The organism is Lelliottia jeotgali (genome assembly GCF_016771845.1).
GTDB lineage: Bacteria > Pseudomonadota > Gammaproteobacteria > Enterobacterales > Enterobacteriaceae > Enterobacter > Enterobacter jeotgali.
Genome location: NZ_JAENMQ010000001.1, coordinates 937,071 through 954,193 on the forward strand (window position 1 = coordinate 937,071; position 17,123 = coordinate 954,193).

9 protein-coding genes are annotated in these 17,123 nt (G+C 57.8%); 8 read left to right on the forward strand and 1 reads right to left on the reverse strand.

The features are described from left to right. Positions 1-54: 54 nt before the first annotated feature. Positions 55-3,384, forward strand: coding sequence for a diguanylate cyclase (locus tag JBO43_RS04500; protein WP_202673792.1), 3,330 nt, complete (start codon positions 55-57; stop codon positions 3,382-3,384). Here JBO43_RS04500 and alkA read toward each other — a convergent pair. After that, positions 3,349-4,221, reverse strand: a complete 873-nt coding sequence (alkA, locus tag JBO43_RS04505; RefSeq protein WP_202673793.1) for a DNA-3-methyladenine glycosylase 2 — start codon at positions 4,219-4,221, stop codon at positions 3,349-3,351. The two genes, JBO43_RS04500 and alkA, sit on opposite strands and share 36 nt — an antisense overlap. Positions 4,222-4,354: 133 nt before the next feature. Here alkA and yegD point away from each other — a divergent pair, with 133 nt between their 5' ends. The 7 genes from yegD to baeR all read left to right on the forward strand — a co-directional run bounded on the left by yegD (position 4,355) and on the right by baeR (position 17,027). Next, the gene (gene yegD / locus JBO43_RS04510; RefSeq protein ID WP_202673794.1) at positions 4,355-5,707 is read left to right on the forward strand and encodes a molecular chaperone; all 1,353 of its coding nucleotides are present in this window, start codon (positions 4,355-4,357) and stop codon (positions 5,705-5,707) included. 337 nt (positions 5,708-6,044) lie between these two features. Continuing rightward, positions 6,045-7,292 carry an MdtA/MuxA family multidrug efflux RND transporter periplasmic adaptor subunit gene (locus JBO43_RS04515; RefSeq protein WP_095282612.1) on the forward strand — a complete coding sequence of 416 codons (1,248 nt, stop codon included), beginning with the start codon at positions 6,045-6,047 and terminating at the stop codon, positions 7,290-7,292. Beyond that, entirely contained in the window at positions 7,292-10,414 is a 3,123-nt protein-coding gene (locus JBO43_RS04520) for an MdtB/MuxB family multidrug efflux RND transporter permease subunit (RefSeq protein WP_202673795.1), read from the forward strand. Before JBO43_RS04515 ends, JBO43_RS04520 begins: the two co-directional genes overlap by 1 nt. Next, on the forward strand, positions 10,415-13,492 hold the full coding sequence (gene mdtC, locus JBO43_RS04525) for a multidrug efflux RND transporter permease subunit MdtC (RefSeq protein WP_202673796.1): 3,078 nt from the start codon (positions 10,415-10,417) through the stop codon (positions 13,490-13,492). It begins immediately after the preceding gene. After that, a complete protein-coding gene (mdtD, locus tag JBO43_RS04530; protein WP_202673797.1) occupies positions 13,493-14,908 on the forward strand; it encodes an MFS transporter in 1,416 nt (471 codons plus the stop codon). It abuts the gene before it with no gap. Next, entirely contained in the window at positions 14,905-16,308 is a 1,404-nt protein-coding gene (baeS, locus tag JBO43_RS04535; RefSeq protein WP_202673798.1) for an envelope stress sensor histidine kinase BaeS, read from the forward strand. The genes mdtD and baeS overlap by 4 nt, the downstream gene beginning before the upstream one ends. Further along, positions 16,305-17,027 (forward strand): envelope stress response regulator BaeR, encoded by a 723-nt coding sequence (baeR, locus tag JBO43_RS04540; RefSeq protein WP_095282617.1) that lies wholly within the window; start codon positions 16,305-16,307, stop codon positions 17,025-17,027. The genes baeS and baeR overlap by 4 nt, the downstream gene beginning before the upstream one ends. Positions 17,028-17,123 lie beyond the last annotated feature (96 nt).

Genomic DNA, 17,123 nt, shown 5'->3' on the forward strand with positions numbered 1-17,123 from the left:
CTCACTCGTGCGGACCTGGTTCCTGGCAGCATGGCGTCTCTGGATAAAGCGGTAATGAATAAACAATACCAACGTGTTTTGGTGACTACCCCACATCCTTTACTACGGCTTGTCAGTCTTGGTCTGGTTACCTTTATCTTTACCCTTTTCTCGCTCGAACTGACGCGTTTCGGAACTATACTGGCACCTTTATGGTTCCCGACCTCGATCATGATGGTCGCGTTTTATCGCCACGCCGGAAAAATGTGGCCTGGAATCGCCCTCGCCTGCACCTTCAGCAATATTTTTGCGTCGTGGATGTTGTTCTCATGGGAGACGATTAGCTTCTGGTATACGGCAATCAACGTTATCGAAGCGTGCGTCGGCGCGCTACTGCTGCGCAAATTACTGCCCTGGTACAACCCGCTTAAAAATCTCGGCGACTGGATACGTCTGGCAATCGGCAGCGCCCTGGTGCCTCCTTTGCTGGGGGGGATTTTGGCCTGGCTGCTGGTTCCGAGCGCAGAACCGCTGCGTAACTTTTTTGTTTGGGTGCTTTCAGAATCGATCGGCGCGCTGGCTCTGGTCCCGCTAGGGCTGCTGTTCAAACCTCACTATTTACTGCGTCACCGCAACCCTAAATTGCTGCTGGAAACACTCCTCACGATGGCCGTTACGCTGGTTCTGAGCTGGGTTGCGATTACTTTCCTGCCGTGGCCATTTACCTGTGTGATCGTGCTGCTGATGTGGAGCGCCGTGCGCCTGCCGCGTATGGAAGCCTTCCTCGTCTTTCTGGTCACGGTGATGATGGTGTCGCTGATGATCGCGACCAAACCGATGCTGATTACGGCCCAGAATACCGACGTCATGCTCAACGCGCCGTGGCTGCCGTTCCTGATGATGCTCCTGCCTGCCAACGTAATGACTATGGTGATGTACGCTTTTCGCGCCGAGCGCAAGCACATCACCGAGAGCGAAGAACGCTTTCGCAATGCAATGGAGTATTCCGCCATTGGTATGGCGCTGGTGGGTATCGAAGGCCAGTGGCTCCAGGCCAATAAGGCCCTGTGCCAGTTCCTCGGCTATTCTCAGCCTGAACTCCAGGCCCTCACTTTTCAGCAGTTGACCTGGCCGGAAGATTTAAACAACGATCTTGAAAGCCTGGATGAGCTGGTCCGTGGCGACATCAACAGCTATTCGATGGAGAAGCGCTACTACACCCGCAACGGTGAAGTGGTTTGGGCGCTGCTGACCGTTTCCGTGGTGCGTCATACGGACGGTTCCCCGCTCTATTTCATCGCGCAGATTGAGGATATTAACGACCTCAAACACACTGAATGGGTCAATAAGCGCCTGATGGAGCGCATTACGCTGGCCAACGAAGCGGGCGGAATCGGCATTTGGGAGTGGGATTTACAGCCTGATGTCATTAGCTGGGACAAACGGATGTTCGAGATGTACGAGATCCCGGCGCACATCAAACCGACCTGGCAGCTGTGGCACGACAGTATCATTCCCGAAGACAGAGAACAGGCCGAACAGATAATCCGTGATTCGTTGATGGCCCGCGTTCCGTTTAAGCTTGAGTTCCGTATTCGCGTCAAAGAAGGCGTGCGCCATATCCGATCGCTGGCCAATCGGGTGCTTAACAAACAGGGTGAAGTCGAACGCCTGCTCGGCATTAATATGGACATGACCGAAGTTAAGGAACTTAACGAAGCCCTGTTCCAGGAAAAAGAGCGCCTGCACATCACCCTCGACTCCATCGGTGAAGCCGTGCTCTGTACCGATATCGATATGCATGTCACCTTTATGAACCCGGTCGCTGAGAAAATGAGCGGCTGGACGCAGCAAGAGGCGATGGGACAGCCGATCCTCAACGTGCTGCACATTACCTTTGGCGAGAACGGGCCGCCGATGGAAAACATTCATAGCGGCGATATGTCTCGTTCCGACATCAATCAGGATGTGGTGCTGCACAGCCGCAATAGCGGGACCTTTGATATTCACTACAGTATTACGCCGTTAAGCACGCTGGACGGACAGAATATCGGCTCGGTGCTGGTCATTCAGGACGTCACCGAATCGCGCAAAATGCTGCGCCAACTGAGCTACAGCGCATCGCACGATGCCCTGACCCATCTGGCAAACCGTGGCAGTTTTGAAAGCAACCTCAAGCGTATGCTGCAAAACGTCCATGACACCCATCAGCGCCACGCGCTGGTGTTTATCGATCTCGACCGATTTAAAGCGGTGAACGACACCGCAGGTCATGCGGCGGGCGACGCCCTGCTGCGTGAACTGTCGTCCCTGATGCTGAGCATGTTGCGTTCAAGCGACGTGCTGGCACGTCTGGGCGGCGATGAATTTGGCCTGCTGCTGCCGGACTGCAATGTCGAAAGCGCACGTTATATCGCGGGTCGTATTATTCACGCCATCAACGATTACCACTTTATGTGGGAAGGCCGTTTGCACCGCATCGGGGCCAGCGCCGGTATCACGCTGATTGATGATAGCAACAGCCTGGCTGCCGAAGTGATGTCTCAGGCCGATATCGCCTGTTACGCCTCAAAAAATAACGGCCGTGGCGTGGTCACGGTGTATGAACCGCAGCAGGAAAGAATGCACAGCGGGCGCAGCACGATGTCGCTCGATGAGCAGTGGCACATGATCAAAGATAATCACCTGCTGATGATTGGCCGCAGCGTCGCCTCGCCGCGTATTCCGGAAAGCAGCACCTTCTGGCTGGTTTCCCTGCGCCTGTGGACCAGCCAGGGCGAAGTGCAGGAAGAACACGCGTTCCGCTCAGGACTGGCGGAGCCGGATCTCCTGCACGCTCTCGACCGTCGTATTTTCCAGGAATTTTTCCGCACCTTTGCGGCCCAGGTTGCTAATAAAGGCATGGGCGTGGCATTGCCGCTCTCGCCAGAAGGGTTGTCCAGTACCACGCTGGTTGACGAATTGCTTGATTTGCTGGAGCAAAGCCCGCTGCCGGGACGCTTGCTGCATCTGGTGATCCCGGTCGAAACGCTGCAAAACCAGGATGCCAATATTCAGGACGGGCTGCAAAAACTGCGTCAGGCGGGTTGTCGTATCGTGCTAAGCCACGTCGGGCGCGATATGGATGTCTTCAACCATCTGAGCGCGCACATGGCGGATTATCTGCTGCTGGACCCGGAATTAGTGACCAACGTTCACGGTAATCTGATGGACGAAATGATGGTGACCATTATCCAGGGCCACGCCCAGCGACTGGGGATGAAAACCATCGCCGGGCCGAGCAATCAGCCGCTGATGATGGACACCTTGTCCGGCATTGGAATCGACTATATCTACGGCGATTCGATTTCCGAACCACAGCCGCTGGAGCTACTGCTGAATACCAGTTACTTCGCTATCAACTGAAGGTTTCCAGCCATCGGTGTACCAAATGTGAAGAAGCGCGTAAGAACGCCACGGCTGCCAGCGCTGAGCATAGTTGCGGATCTGCGCCGGTGTCATGCCAGCGAAGCGCTGTTTAATCAGATAATCATCCGGCAAAAACACATCTTTCGCCTGCCATCCGCGCAGTGCTAAATAGTTCGCGGTCCAGCGCCCGATTCCTGGTCGCGTCTGAAGCGCTTTCATCCCCCCTTCTATATCGTCCGGCGGCTGGAGCGGAAATGTCCCCTCCACCACCGACTGCGCGAGATGAATCAGCGATTCAGCACGTTTAACCGGCATTCCCAGCGCCTTGAGCGCCAGCGGATCGGCGGCGGCCAGCGCAGCAGGCGTTGGGAAACAGGTGTAGTGCGGGAAATCTTTCAGCGGCTCACCGCATAACGCCACCACCCGCGCGGCAAGTTTAGAAGCCATCGACACGCTCACCAGTTGCCCAAGAATTGCCCGCACGCCCTGTTCGTATGCGTCCATCGCACCCGGCAGACGTAGCCCCGGACGCGCCGTGCCGAGGTCACCCAGCGTGGACGCAATCTGCTGCGGATCGCAGGCAAGATCGAATAAACGTTCAATACGCTCCAGGCACGTCTGCGCGACCGGAATCAGCCCGTCACTGAGCGTCACCTCTAGCGTGCAGTCATTCTCGTTGGGCGTAACACGAAACAGCCCCTGATGCCCGTCGCAGGTGAAACTGCGCTCGTAATACTCGTCCGTTACGGTTTCCACGCCCACCACCGCACGCGCGCCGAGAAAACCAAACATCCATTGCCAGTCATACGGCGGTTGCCAGTTCAGGGTGTACATCGTTGCTCCTTTTGTTGTCTTTCACAGCATAACCTGACCAGGCCCGGCGCGCTTTGCTTTCATATTCCTGTTGTCGAGAGCGAGACATTTCGCTAAAGTCTCGCCCCTTCTCAACGGCATGGGGATTACGTCAGTGTTTATTGGTTTTGACTACGGTACCGCAAACTGCTCAGTGGCAGTGATGGATGACAATCAGCCCCGTCTGCTGAAAATGGAAAAAGAGAGTTCTCTGCTGCCGTCGATGCTGTGCGCGCCAACGCGCGAAGCCGTGAGCGAGTGGTTGTATCGCCATCATCAGGTTCCGGCAACGGGCACAGAAACCCAGGCGCTGCTGCGTCGCGCCGTGAATTACAACCGTGATGAAGATATCGACGTGACGCCGTCCAGCGTACAGTTCGGCCTGTCTTCTCTCGCGCAGTACATCGAAGACCCGGAAGAAGTTTACTTCGTTAAATCACCCAAATCCTTCCTTGGTGCCAGCGGGCTAAAGCCCCAGCAGGTCGCGCTGTTTGAAGATCTGGTGTGCGCCATGATGCTGCACATTCGCAATCAGGCGCAGACTCAGGTTACGGAAACCATCACTCAGGCCGTTATCGGGCGTCCGATTAACTTCCAAGGCCTTGGCGGCGATGAAGCCAACCAGCAGGCGCAGGGTATCCTTGAGCGTGCGGCCCATCGCGCCGGTTTTCGCGATGTGGTGTTCCAGTATGAGCCGGTTGCTGCGGGGCTGGATTTTGAAGCCACGCTGCGCGAAGAAAAACGCGTGCTGGTTGTCGATATCGGCGGCGGTACCACCGACTGCTCACTGCTGCTGATGGGGCCACAGTGGCACCAGCGCCGCGACCGCGAAAACAGCCTGTTAGGCCACAGCGGCTGCCGCGTTGGCGGCAACGATTTAGACATCGCGCTGGCGTTTAAAAGCCTGATGCCGCTGCTCGGGATGGGCGGACAAACCGAAAAAGGCACCGCGCTGCCGATTCTGCCGTGGTGGAACGCCGTCGCCATTAACGATGTTCCGGCACAGAGCGATTTCTACAGCACCGCCAACGGACGCTTCCTCAATGACCTGGTGCGTGATGCCCAGGACGGCGACAAAGTGGCCCTGCTGCATAAAGTCTGGCGTCAGCGCCTGAGCTATCGCGTGGTACGCAGCGCCGAAGAAAGTAAAATCGCGCTCTCTGAAGCTGTCGATCACGCCGTCACGTTGCCGTTTATCAGCGATGAACTGGCGACCGCCATTTCTCAGCAAGGGCTGGAAACGGCGCTTACTCAGCCGTTGCAGCGCATTCTGGAGCAAGTCCAACTGGCGCTGGAAAACGGTAACGAAAAGCCGGACGTGATCTACCTGACCGGCGGTAGCGCGCGTTCACCGCTGATCAAAAAAGCGCTGGCGGAACAGTTGCCGGGTATTCCGATTGCCGGTGGTGATGATTTCGGTTCCGTTACCGCAGGATTAGCCCGTTGGGCGAAGGTGATGTTCAGTTGATGCTGTTGCCGGGTGGCGCTAACGCTTACCCGGCCTACGGCTGCGGACCGTCCCCTCTCCCTTGAGGGAGAGGGTTAGGGTGAGGGGGAACAGCCGTAACAAGATTGTAGGTCGTTGGTGCGGCCTGATGCCCTCACCCCGGCCCTCTCCCAAGGGAGAGGGGGAAAACACTAAAAATGACAACCAAAGGTTGTCATTTTACTTTTACCTTCGTTGCTGTTTATTTTTATCTCGGACAAATCCAGACAGTCTTTCATATTTCCTCCATTTTTCCACGGCGTTGCCTGACTAAACTAGTATCATTCCCCGAAGTGTTTCAGGAAGAGAACGTATAACGATGAAAGGCAGCAACAAATTCCGCTGGGCAATCGCCGTCGGTGTCATTGTGGTGGCGCTTGCCGCTGCGTGGTACTGGCACAGTCAATCGACGGGCACACCCGCGCCGGGCGGTGCAAACACGGCATCACAACGCCCCGCAGGCGGTGGACGCCACGGTATGCGCGGTGGCGCGCTGGCCCCGGTTCAGGCCGCAACCGCCGTCAGCAAATCGGTTCCTCGTTATCTATCCGGGCTGGGAACGGTCACCGCCGCCAATACCGTGACTGTGCGCAGCCGCGTCGACGGGCAGCTGATGGCAATCCACTTCCAGGAAGGCCAGCAGGTAAAAGCCGGTGATTTGCTGGCAGAAATTGACCCTAGCCAGTTCAAAGTCGCCCTTGCTCAGGCCCAGGGACAGCTCGCCAAAGATAAAGCGACGCTTGCCAACGCCCAGCGCGATCTGGCGCGCTATCAGCAGCTGGTCAAAACGAACCTCGTCTCCCGCCAGGAGCTGGATACCCAACAATCGCTGGTCAGCGAAGCGCAGGGCACGATCAAAGCCGATGAAGCCGCCGTTGCCAGCGCACAGCTACAGCTCGACTGGAGCCGCATCACCGCGCCGATTGACGGGCGCGTCGGCCTGAAACAGGTCGATATCGGCAACCAGATCTCCAGCGGCGACACCACCGGCATCGTGGTCCTCACCCAAACTCACCCAATTGATTTAATTTTCACGCTACCAGAAAGCGAGATTGCGACCGTGGTTCAGGCGCAAAAAAGCGGTCAGAAAATGGTGGTAGAAGCCTGGGATCGCGCGAATAAAGCCAAACTGAGCGACGGTACACTGCTAAGTCTGGATAACCAGATTGACGCCACCACCGGTACCATCAAGCTAAAAGCCCGCTTTGATAACCAGGACGACGCCCTGTTCCCGAACCAGTTCGTCAACGCACGTATGCTGGTCGCCACCGAAGAAAACGCCGTCGTCATTCCCACCGCCGCGCTGCAAATGGGCAACGAAGGCAACTTCGTCTGGGTACTGAACAGCGACAATAAAGTCAGCAAACATCTGGTGAAACCGGGCATTCAGGACAGCCAGACGGTGGTTATCAGTGCCGGGCTTTCCGCAGGCGATCGCGTGGTGACAGACGGCATCGACCGTCTGACCGAAGGGGCAAAAGTGGAAGTGGTTGAAGCGCACAGCGACACGGCCACCGGCGATAAACCGGCGAAACGCGAACACGCGAAACAGGGAGCGACTTCCTGATGCAGGTGTTGCCACCGAGCTCCACAGGTGGGCCGTCACGCCTGTTCATTATGCGCCCTGTCGCCACCACGCTGCTGATGGTGGCTATCCTGCTGGCAGGGATTATCGGCTACCGCTTCCTGCCCGTTTCGGCGCTCCCCGAAGTGGATTATCCGACTATTCAGGTTGTCACCCTCTATCCAGGTGCCAGCCCGGACGTGGTGACGTCCGCGATCACCGCCCCACTGGAGCGCCAGTTTGGTCAGATGTCTGGCCTAAAACAGATGTCGTCGCAAAGCTCCGGCGGCGCGTCGGTAGTAACGCTACAATTCCAGCTCACTCTGCCGCTCGACGTGGCCGAGCAGGAAGTGCAGGCCGCGATTAACGCCGCCACGAATCTGCTCCCGTCGGATCTACCGAATCCGCCGGTGTACAGCAAAGTGAACCCTGCCGATCCACCGATCATGACCCTCGCCGTCACCTCCTCCGCCATGCCGATGACGCAGGTGGAAGATATGGTCGAAACGCGCGTCGCGCAGAAAATTTCGCAAGTTTCCGGCGTCGGTCTGGTGACGCTCTCCGGCGGCCAGCGCCCTGCCGTGCGCGTGAAACTCAATGCCCAGGCGATTGCCGCGCTCGGATTAACCAGCGAAACCATCCGCATCGCCATCACCAACGCCAACGTCAACTCGGCGAAAGGCTCGCTGGATGGCCCAACGCGCGCGGTCACGCTCTCAGCGAATGACCAGATGCAGTCCGCCGATGAGTACCGCCAGCTGATTGTGGCCTACCAGAACGGCGCGCCGATTCGCCTCGGCGACGTGGCGACGGTAGAACAGGGCGCGGAAAACAGCTGGCTCGGTGCGTGGGCCAACAAGCAGCAGGCGATTGTAATGAACGTCCAGCGCCAGCCGGGCGCGAACATTATCGACACCGCCGACAGCATCCGCAGCATGCTCCCGCAGCTTATCGAAAGCCTGCCAAAATCCGTGAGCGTGAAAGTTCTGTCGGATCGCACCACCAATATCCGCGCCTCGGTCAGCGATACTCAGTTTGAGCTGATGCTGGCGATTGCGCTGGTGGTGATGATTATCTACGTTTTCCTGCGCAACGTGCCAGCCACCATCATCCCTGCCGTGGCGGTGCCGCTGTCGCTGGTAGGCACCTTCGCGGTGATGGTGTTCCTCGATTTTTCGATCAATAACCTGACGCTGATGGCCCTGACCATCGCCACCGGCTTTGTGGTCGATGACGCCATCGTGGTTATCGAGAACATTTCGCGCTATATCGAAAAAGGCGAGAAACCGCTGGCGGCAGCGCTAAAAGGCGCAGGCGAGATCGGCTTTACCATTATCTCCCTCACCTTCTCGCTGATTGCAGTGCTGATCCCGCTGCTGTTCATGGGCGATATCGTCGGCCGGTTGTTCCGCGAATTTGCCGTCACGCTGGCGGTGGCGATCCTCATCTCCGCCGTGGTGTCATTGACGCTGACGCCGATGATGTGCGCCCGCATGTTGAGCTATGAATCCCTGCGTAAGCAAAACCGTTTTTCTCGCGCCTCCGAGCGCTTGTTTGAACGCGTTATTGCCGCGTATGGACGCGTACTGACTAAAGTACTCAATCATCCGTGGGCGACATTGAGCGTCGCGCTGGGGACGCTGGCCTTAAGCGTGATGCTGTGGATTTTCATCCCGAAAGGCTTTTTCCCGATTCAGGATAACGGCATCATTCAGGGCACCCTTCAGGCGCCACAGTCGGTATCGTTCGCCAACATGGCCCAGCGCCAGCAGCAGGTGTCCGAGATTATTATGAAAGATCCGGCAGTCGAGAGCCTGACCTCGTTTGTCGGCGTAGACGGTACTAACCCGTCACTGAATAGCGCCCGTTTGCAGATCAACCTTAAGCCGCTGGACGACCGTGACGATCGCGTCAACACGGTGATCGAACGGCTGCAAAATTCTGTGGCGAACGTGCCTGGCGTCGAGCTTTATCTGCAACCGACCCAGGATTTGACCATCGATACCACCGTGAGCCGAACCCAGTACCAGTTTACGTTGCAGGCCAACAGTCTGGAGGCGCTCAGTACCTGGGTTCCGCAGTTGGTCAGCAAACTCCAGGAACTGCCGCAACTTTCAGACGTGAGCAGTGACTGGCAGGACAAAGGTCTGGCTGCGTATGTGAACGTCAATCGTGACACCGCCAGTCGTCTGGGCATTAGCATGGCTGATGTCGATAATGCCCTGTATAACGCTTTCGGTCAGCGGCTGATTTCCACCATTTACACCCAGGCCAACCAGTACCGCGTGGTGCTGGAGCACAATACTGAACAGACGCCGGGCCTTGCCGCGCTGGATTCCATTCGCCTGACCAGCAAAGACGGCGGGATTGTGCCGCTGAGCGCTATTGCCACCATCGAGCAGCGCTTTATGCCGCTGTCGATTAACCACCTCGACCAGTTCCCGTCCACCACCATTTCGTTTAACGTGCCGGACAATTACTCGCTCGGCGAGGCGGTGGAATCGATCCTCAACGCCGAGAAAACCCTCAACTTCCCGACCGATATTCAGACCCAGTTCCAGGGCAGCACGCTGGCGTTCCAGGCCGCGCTCGGAAATACCATTTGGCTTATCGTCGCGGCGGTGGTGGCGATGTATATCGTGCTCGGTGTGCTGTACGAGAGCTTTATCCATCCGGTTACGATTCTGTCTACCCTGCCGACAGCGGGCGTGGGCGCGCTGCTGGCACTGATGCTCTCGGGCAGCGAGCTGGATGTGATTGCGATTATCGGCATCATTTTGCTGATCGGCATCGTCAAGAAAAACGCCATCATGATGATCGACTTTGCCCTTGCCGCCGAGCGCGAACAGGGGATGGCGCCGCGCGAGGCCATTTTCCAGGCCTGTTTGCTGCGTTTTCGCCCGATCCTGATGACAACAATGGCCGCTCTGCTGGGTGCGCTGCCGCTGATGCTGAGTACCGGCGTGGGCGCCGAGCTGCGCCGTCCGCTCGGGATTGGCATGGTCGGTGGTTTACTTGTCAGCCAGGTGCTGACGCTGTTTACCACGCCGGTGATTTATCTGCTGTTTGATAATCTGGCGCTGAAGCTCAAAGCGCGTTTCCCTAAGCGTGAAGAGGAGGCGTAAGTGAAGTTTTTCGCCCTCTTCATTTACCGCCCGGTGGCGACGATCCTGATTTCGCTCGCCATCACCCTGTGCGGCGTGCTTGGCTTCCGGTTATTGCCGGTGGCCCCGCTGCCGCAGGTGGATTTCCCGGTGATCATGGTCAGCGCCTCGCTGCCCGGCGCCTCGCCGGAAACGATGGCCTCGTCGGTGGCGACGCCGCTGGAACGCTCGCTCGGGCGTATTGCAGGGGTCAGTGAAATGACCTCCAGCAGTTCACTCGGCAGCACGCGCATCATTCTTGAATTTAACTTTGACCGCGATATCAACGGCGCGGCCCGCGACGTGCAGGCCGCGATCAACGCCGCACAAAGCCTGCTGCCAAGTGGGATGCCAAGCCGGCCGACCTATCGCAAAGCCAACCCGTCCGACGCGCCAATTATGATTTTAACGCTGACGTCGGATACCTATTCGCAGGGTGAATTGTACGACTTTGCCTCGACGCAGCTGGCGCAGACTATCGCTCAAATCGACGGCGTCGGTGACGTGGACGTGGGCGGCAGCTCCCTGCCCGCGGTGCGCGTCGGGTTAAATCCGCAAGCGCTGTTTAACCAGGGCGTGTCGCTGGACGATGTGCGTACGGCTATCAGCAATGCCAACGTGCGCAGGCCGCAGGGGGCGATTGAAGACAGCAGCCATCGCTGGCAAATCCAGACTAACGACGAGCTCAAAACCGCCGCCGAATATCAGCCGCTGATCATTCACTACAACAACGGCGCGGCGGTGCGTTTGAGCGATGTCGCCAGCGTCACCGACTCGGTACAGGACGTGCGCAACGCCGGGATGACCAACGCCAAACCGGCTATTTTGCTGATGATCCGCAAACTGCCGGAAGCCAATATCATCCAGACGGTAAACAGCATCCGCGAGCGTCTACCGGAATTGCAAGAGACGATCCCGGCAGCCATTGATTTGCAGATTGCCCAGGACCGCTCGCCAACCATTCGCGCCTCGCTGGAGGAAGTCGAGCAGACGCTGATTATCTCCGTTGGGCTGGTTATCCTGGTGGTGTTCCTGTTCCTGCGCTCTGGTCGCGCAACGCTGATCCCCGCCGTGGCGGTGCCTGTTTCGCTGATTGGCACCTTTGCCGCCATGTACCTGTGCGGGTTTAGCCTCAATAACCTGTCGCTGATGGCCCTGACCATCGCCACCGGATTTGTGGTCGATGACGCCATCGTGGTGCTCGAAAATATTTCGCGCCATCTCGAAGCGGGCATGAAGCCGCTGCAAGCCGCCCTTCAGGGCACGCGCGAAGTCGGTTTTACGGTGCTTTCCATGAGCCTGTCGCTGGTGGCGGTGTTCCTGCCGCTGCTGCTGATGGGCGGATTACCTGGCCGGTTACTGCGTGAGTTTGCCGTGACGCTGTCGGTGGCGATCGGCATTTCGCTGGTGATTTCACTTACCCTGACGCCAATGATGTGCGGCTGGATGCTCAAGCGCAGCAAGCCCCACTCGCAGCCGCGTAAAAAAGGCTTTGGACGCCTGCTGATAGCGATGCAGGAGGGCTATGGCCGCTCGCTGAAATGGGTGCTGAATCATACGCGCATTGTCGGTCTGGTGCTGATCGGCACCATCGCGCTGAACGTCTGGATGTATATCAGCATTCCAAAAACCTTTTTCCCGGAGCAGGACACCGGCGTGCTGATGGGCGGGATTCAGGCGGACCAGAGCATTTCGTTCCAGGCGATGCGCGTGAAACTGCAGGATTTCATGAAGATTATTCGTGAAGACCCGGCGGTCGATAACGTCACAGGCTTTACCGGCGGATCGCGCGTCAACAGCGGGATGATGTTTATCACCCTGAAAGCGCGCGGCGTGCGCAACGAAACCGCGCAGCAGGTGATCGACCGCCTGCGCGTGAAACTCGCTAAAGAGCCGGGGGCAAATCTGTTTTTGATGGCCGTTCAGGATATCCGCGTCGGTGGTCGTCAGGCCAATGCCAGCTATCAGTACACGCTACTCTCGGACGATCTGGCCGCCCTGCGCGAGTGGGAGCCGAAAATCCGTAAAGCGCTGGCGGCACTGCCGGAACTGGCAGATGTGAACTCGGACCAGCAGGACAACGGCGCAGAGATGAACCTGACCTATGACCGCGAAACTATGGCGCGTCTGGGCATCAACGTTGAGGCAGCCAACAGCCTGCTAAATAACGCCTTTGGTCAGCGCCAAATCTCCACCATTTATCAGCCGATGAACCAGTACAAAGTGGTAATGGAAGTCGATCCGCGCTACACCCAGGACATCAGTGCGCTGGATAAAATGTACGTCATCAACAACGACGGCAAATCGATCCCCCTCTCCTACTTCGCCAGCTGGCAGCCTGCCAATGCACCGCTGTCGGTGAACCATCAGGGGCTGTCGGCGGCGTCGACGGTGTCGTTTAACCTGCCGACCGGGTCGTCATTGTCTGAGGCCTCCGACGCGATCAACCGCGCTATGACTCAGCTCGGCGTGCCATCGACCGTGCGCGGCAGCTTTGCCGGTACCGCGCAGGTGTTCCAGGAGACGATGAACTCGCAGGTGATCCTGATTCTGGCGGCGATTGCGACCGTCTACATCGTGCTCGGCATTCTGTATGAGAGCTACGTCCATCCGCTGACCATCCTCTCCACTCTGCCGTCGGCGGGCGTCGGGGCGCTGCTGGCGCTGGAGTTGTTCGGAGCGCCCTTTAGCCTAATTGCGCTTATCGGGATCATGCTATTAATAGGCATAGTGAAGAAAAACGCGATCATGATGGTCGATTTTGCGCTCGACGCGCAGCGCAACGGCAACATGTCGCCGCAGGACGCCATCTTCCAGGCCTGCCTGCTGCGCTTTCGCCCGATAATGATGACGACGCTGGCGGCGCTGTTTGGCGCGCTGCCGCTGGTGATTTCCGGCGGTGACGGCTCGGAACTGCGCCAGCCGCTGGGGATCACTATCGTCGGCGGGCTGGTGATGAGCCAGCTATTAACGCTCTATACCACCCCGGTGGTCTACCTGTTCTTCGACCGCCTGCGGGTGCGTTTTTCACGTAAAAACAGAGAAACGGTAATCGAGTAAATGACTGATTTGCCCAACAATGTCCGCTGGCAATTGTGGATTGTCGCCTTCGGCTTCTTTATGCAATCGCTGGACACGACCATCGTCAACACCGCCCTCCCCTCGATGGCAAAAAGTCTGGGCGAGAGTCCGCTGCACATGCACATGGTGATTGTCTCCTACGTGTTAACGGTGGCGGTCATGCTGCCCGCCAGCGGCTGGATGGCGGACAAAATTGGGGTGCGGAATATCTTCTTCACCGCCATCGTGCTGTTCACGCTCGGTTCGCTGTTTTGCGCGAAGGCCGACACCCTGAACGAGCTGGTGATGGCCCGCGTGTTACAGGGCGTTGGCGGAGCGATGATGGTGCCTGTCGGCAGGCTAACGGTGATGAAAATTGTGCCGCGCAAGCAATATATGGCGGCGATGACCTTCGTGACGTTGCCTGGTCAGGTGGGGCCGCTGCTCGGGCCTGCGCTCGGCGGTATTCTGGTGGAATACACCTCCTGGCACTGGATTTTCCTGATTAATCTCCCGGTCGGCATTATCGGCGCGATTGCTACGCTCTCGCTGATGCCGAACTACAAAATGCAGACCCGGCGCTTTGATATCTTCGGCTTTGTGCTGCTGGCGGCAGGCATGGCGACGCTGACGCTGGCGCTCGACGGGCAAAAAGGTCTGGGGATTTCGCCGCTGACGCTGGGCTTACTTGTCGCCATCGGCATTATTTCGATTCTCTGGTATCTGTGGCACGCCCGCGATAACGATCAGGCACTCTTTAGCCTGTCGCTGTTTCGCAATCACACCTTCCGCCTCGGGCTGTTCGGCAGCTTCGCCGGACGCCTCGGGAGCGGTATGTTGCCGTTTATGACGCCGGTGTTCCTGCAAATTGGGATGGGCTTTTCGCCGTTCCACGCCGGGTTAATGATGATCCCGATGGTGCTCGGCAGCATGGGGATGAAGCGCATTGTGGTCCAGGTGGTTAACCGCTTCGGCTATCGCCGGGTGCTGGTCACTGCCACCCTTGGGCTGGCGCTGATCAGCCTGCTGTTTATGGCCGTGGCGCTGATGGGCTGGTACTACGCCCTACCGCTGGTGCTGTTCTTCCAGGGCGTCATCAACTCCACACGCTTCTCGTCGATGAATACCCTGACGCTGAAGGATCTGCCCGACGAACTGGCGAGCAGCGGCAACAGTTTGCTGTCAATGATCATGCAACTCTCCATGAGCGTCGGCGTCACCGTTGCCGGCCTGCTGCTCGGCATGTACGGTCAGCATCATCTCAGTGTCGATACCACGGTTGCGCATCAGGTGTTCCTTTACACCTATCTCAGCATGGCGGTGATAATTGCCCTGCCCGCCGTTATTTTCGCACGTGTCCCGGATGATACCAGTAAGAACGTCGTCATCAGCCGACGCAAAAGGAGTGAGTCATGAAATTCTGGCGTCCCGGCATTACGGGAAAGCTGTTTCTGGCAATTTTTGCCACCTGTATTGTGCTGCTCATCACCATGCACTGGGCGGTACGCGTCAGCTTTGAACGCGGATTTATCGACTACATTAAACGCGGCAACGAACAGCGCCTTCAGCTGCTGAGCGACGCAATCAGCGAGCAGTACGCGCTGCACGGCAACTGGCGTTTCTTGCGCAATAACGATCGCTTTGTGTTTCAGATCTTGCGCTCGCTGGAGCATGATAACGACGACGATCGTCCAGGCCCCGGTATGCCCCCGCACGGCTGGCGCACCCAATTCTGGGTTATCGATCAGGACAAATATGTGCTGGTCGGCCCGCGTGCGCCCGTTCCGCCCGATGGCACCAAACGGGCGATTTTGTTTAATGGCACTCCCGTCGGCTGGGTGATCGCTTCGCCGGTCGAGCGGCTGACGCGCAACACCGATATCAACTTTGACCGTCAGCAGCGCCAGACCAGCTGGCTGATTGTCGCCCTCTCGACCCTGCTCGCCGCACTGGCGACATTCCCGCTGGCGCGCGGCCTGCTGGCTCCCGTCAAGCGACTGGTAGAAGGCACGCACAAACTGGCGGCAGGCGATTTTTCTACCCGCGTGGATACCCGCAGCCAGGATGAACTGGGCAAACTGGCGCAGGATTTTAACCAGCTCGCCAGCACGCTTGAGAAAAATCAGCAGATGCGCCGCGATTTTATGGCCGATATTTCCCATGAATTACGCACGCCACTGGCTGTTTTACGCGGTGAGCTGGAGGCGATTCAGGACGGTGTGCGCCAGTTTACGCCGGAGTCCGTCACCTCGTTGCAGGCGGAAGTGGGGACGTTGACCAAGCTGGTGGACGATCTGCATCAGCTTTCGATGTCTGACGAAGGGGCGCTGGCCTATCAAAAAGCGCCCGTTGATGTGATTAATATTCTGGAAGTGACCGCCGGTGCATTCCGCGAACGCTTTGCCAGTCGCAATTTGAAAATCGAGCTGTCGCTGCCGGACAGCGCCGTGGTCTTCGGCGATCCGGACCGCCTGATGCAGTTGTTCAATAATCTGCTGGAAAACAGCCTGCGCTATACCGACGGCGGCGGCGCACTGCGCATTTCGGGCCGACTGGAAGACGGACGTTTCGCCCTGACCTTTGCCGATACGGCTCCTGGTGTGACCGATGCCCAACGGGAAAAACTGTTCGAGCGTTTTTACCGCACTGAAGGCTCGCGTAACCGCGCCAGCGGCGGCTCCGGCTTAGGACTGGCAATTTGCGTTAACATCGTCGAGGCGCACGGCGGCACGATCAGCGCCGCCCATTCGCCTTTTGGCGGGGTTAGCATTACAGTAGACCTACCGCTGGAACGCGATTTATCGAGAGAAGTATGACTGAGCTACCCATTGACGAAAATACGCCACGCATTCTGATCGTGGAGGACGAGCCTAAGCTTGGGCAGTTGCTAATCGACTATTTGCGCGCCGCAAGTTATGCCCCAACGCTCATTAACCACGGCGATCAGGTGCTGCCGTATGTGCGCCAGACGCCGCCGAATCTGATCCTGCTGGATTTGATGCTGCCCGGCACCGATGGTCTAACCCTGTGCCGCGAAATCCGCCGTTTTTCCGACGTGCCGATTGTGATGGTGACAGCCAAAATCGAGGAGATCGACCGCCTGCTTGGGCTGGAAATTGGTGCCGATGATTACATCTGCAAACCTTACAGCCCACGTGAAGTGGTTGCCCGCGTGAAGACCATTCTGCGCCGCTGCCGTCCGCAGCGTGACTTACAGGTCCTTGACGCCGAAAGCCCGCTGATTGTCGATGAAAGCCGTTTCCAGGCGAGCTGGCGCAGCAAACTGCTGGACCTGACGCCCGCAGAGTTTCGCCTGCTGAAGACGCTGTCCAGCGAACCGGGAAAAGTGTTCTCCCGCGAACAGCTGCTAAATCATCTTTACGACGATTATCGCGTAGTCACGGACCGCACCATAGATAGCCATATCAAGAATCTGCGCCGTAAACTGGAAGCGCTCGATGAAGACCAGTCGTTTATTCGCGCAGTGTATGGCGTGGGTTATCGCTGGGAGGCGGACGCCTGCCGGATTGCGTAATCCCTTTACGCCACGTCAAATCTCACCCGCCCGCAGGCGGGTTTTTCATCACTAGAAAGTCTCGCATTATCATCCATACTCTCTTTGTCGGTGCGT

Bases quoted from the DNA above. Each gene is read 5' to 3' on its own strand.
- mdtD (WP_202673797.1), top strand. From the start codon at position 13,493: ATGACTGATTTGCCCAACAATGTCCGCTGGCAATTGTGGATTGTCGCC.
- alkA (WP_202673793.1), bottom strand. From the start codon at position 4,221: ATGTACACCCTGAACTGGCAACCGCCGTATGACTGGCAATGGATGTTT.
- JBO43_RS04500 (WP_202673792.1), top strand. From the start codon at position 55: ATGAATAAACAATACCAACGTGTTTTGGTGACTACCCCACATCCTTTA.
- baeR (WP_095282617.1), top strand. From the start codon at position 16,305: ATGACTGAGCTACCCATTGACGAAAATACGCCACGCATTCTGATCGTG.
- JBO43_RS04515 (WP_095282612.1), top strand. From the start codon at position 6,045: ATGAAAGGCAGCAACAAATTCCGCTGGGCAATCGCCGTCGGTGTCATT.
- baeS (WP_202673798.1), top strand. From the start codon at position 14,905: ATGAAATTCTGGCGTCCCGGCATTACGGGAAAGCTGTTTCTGGCAATT.
- JBO43_RS04520 (WP_202673795.1), top strand. From the start codon at position 7,292: ATGCAGGTGTTGCCACCGAGCTCCACAGGTGGGCCGTCACGCCTGTTC.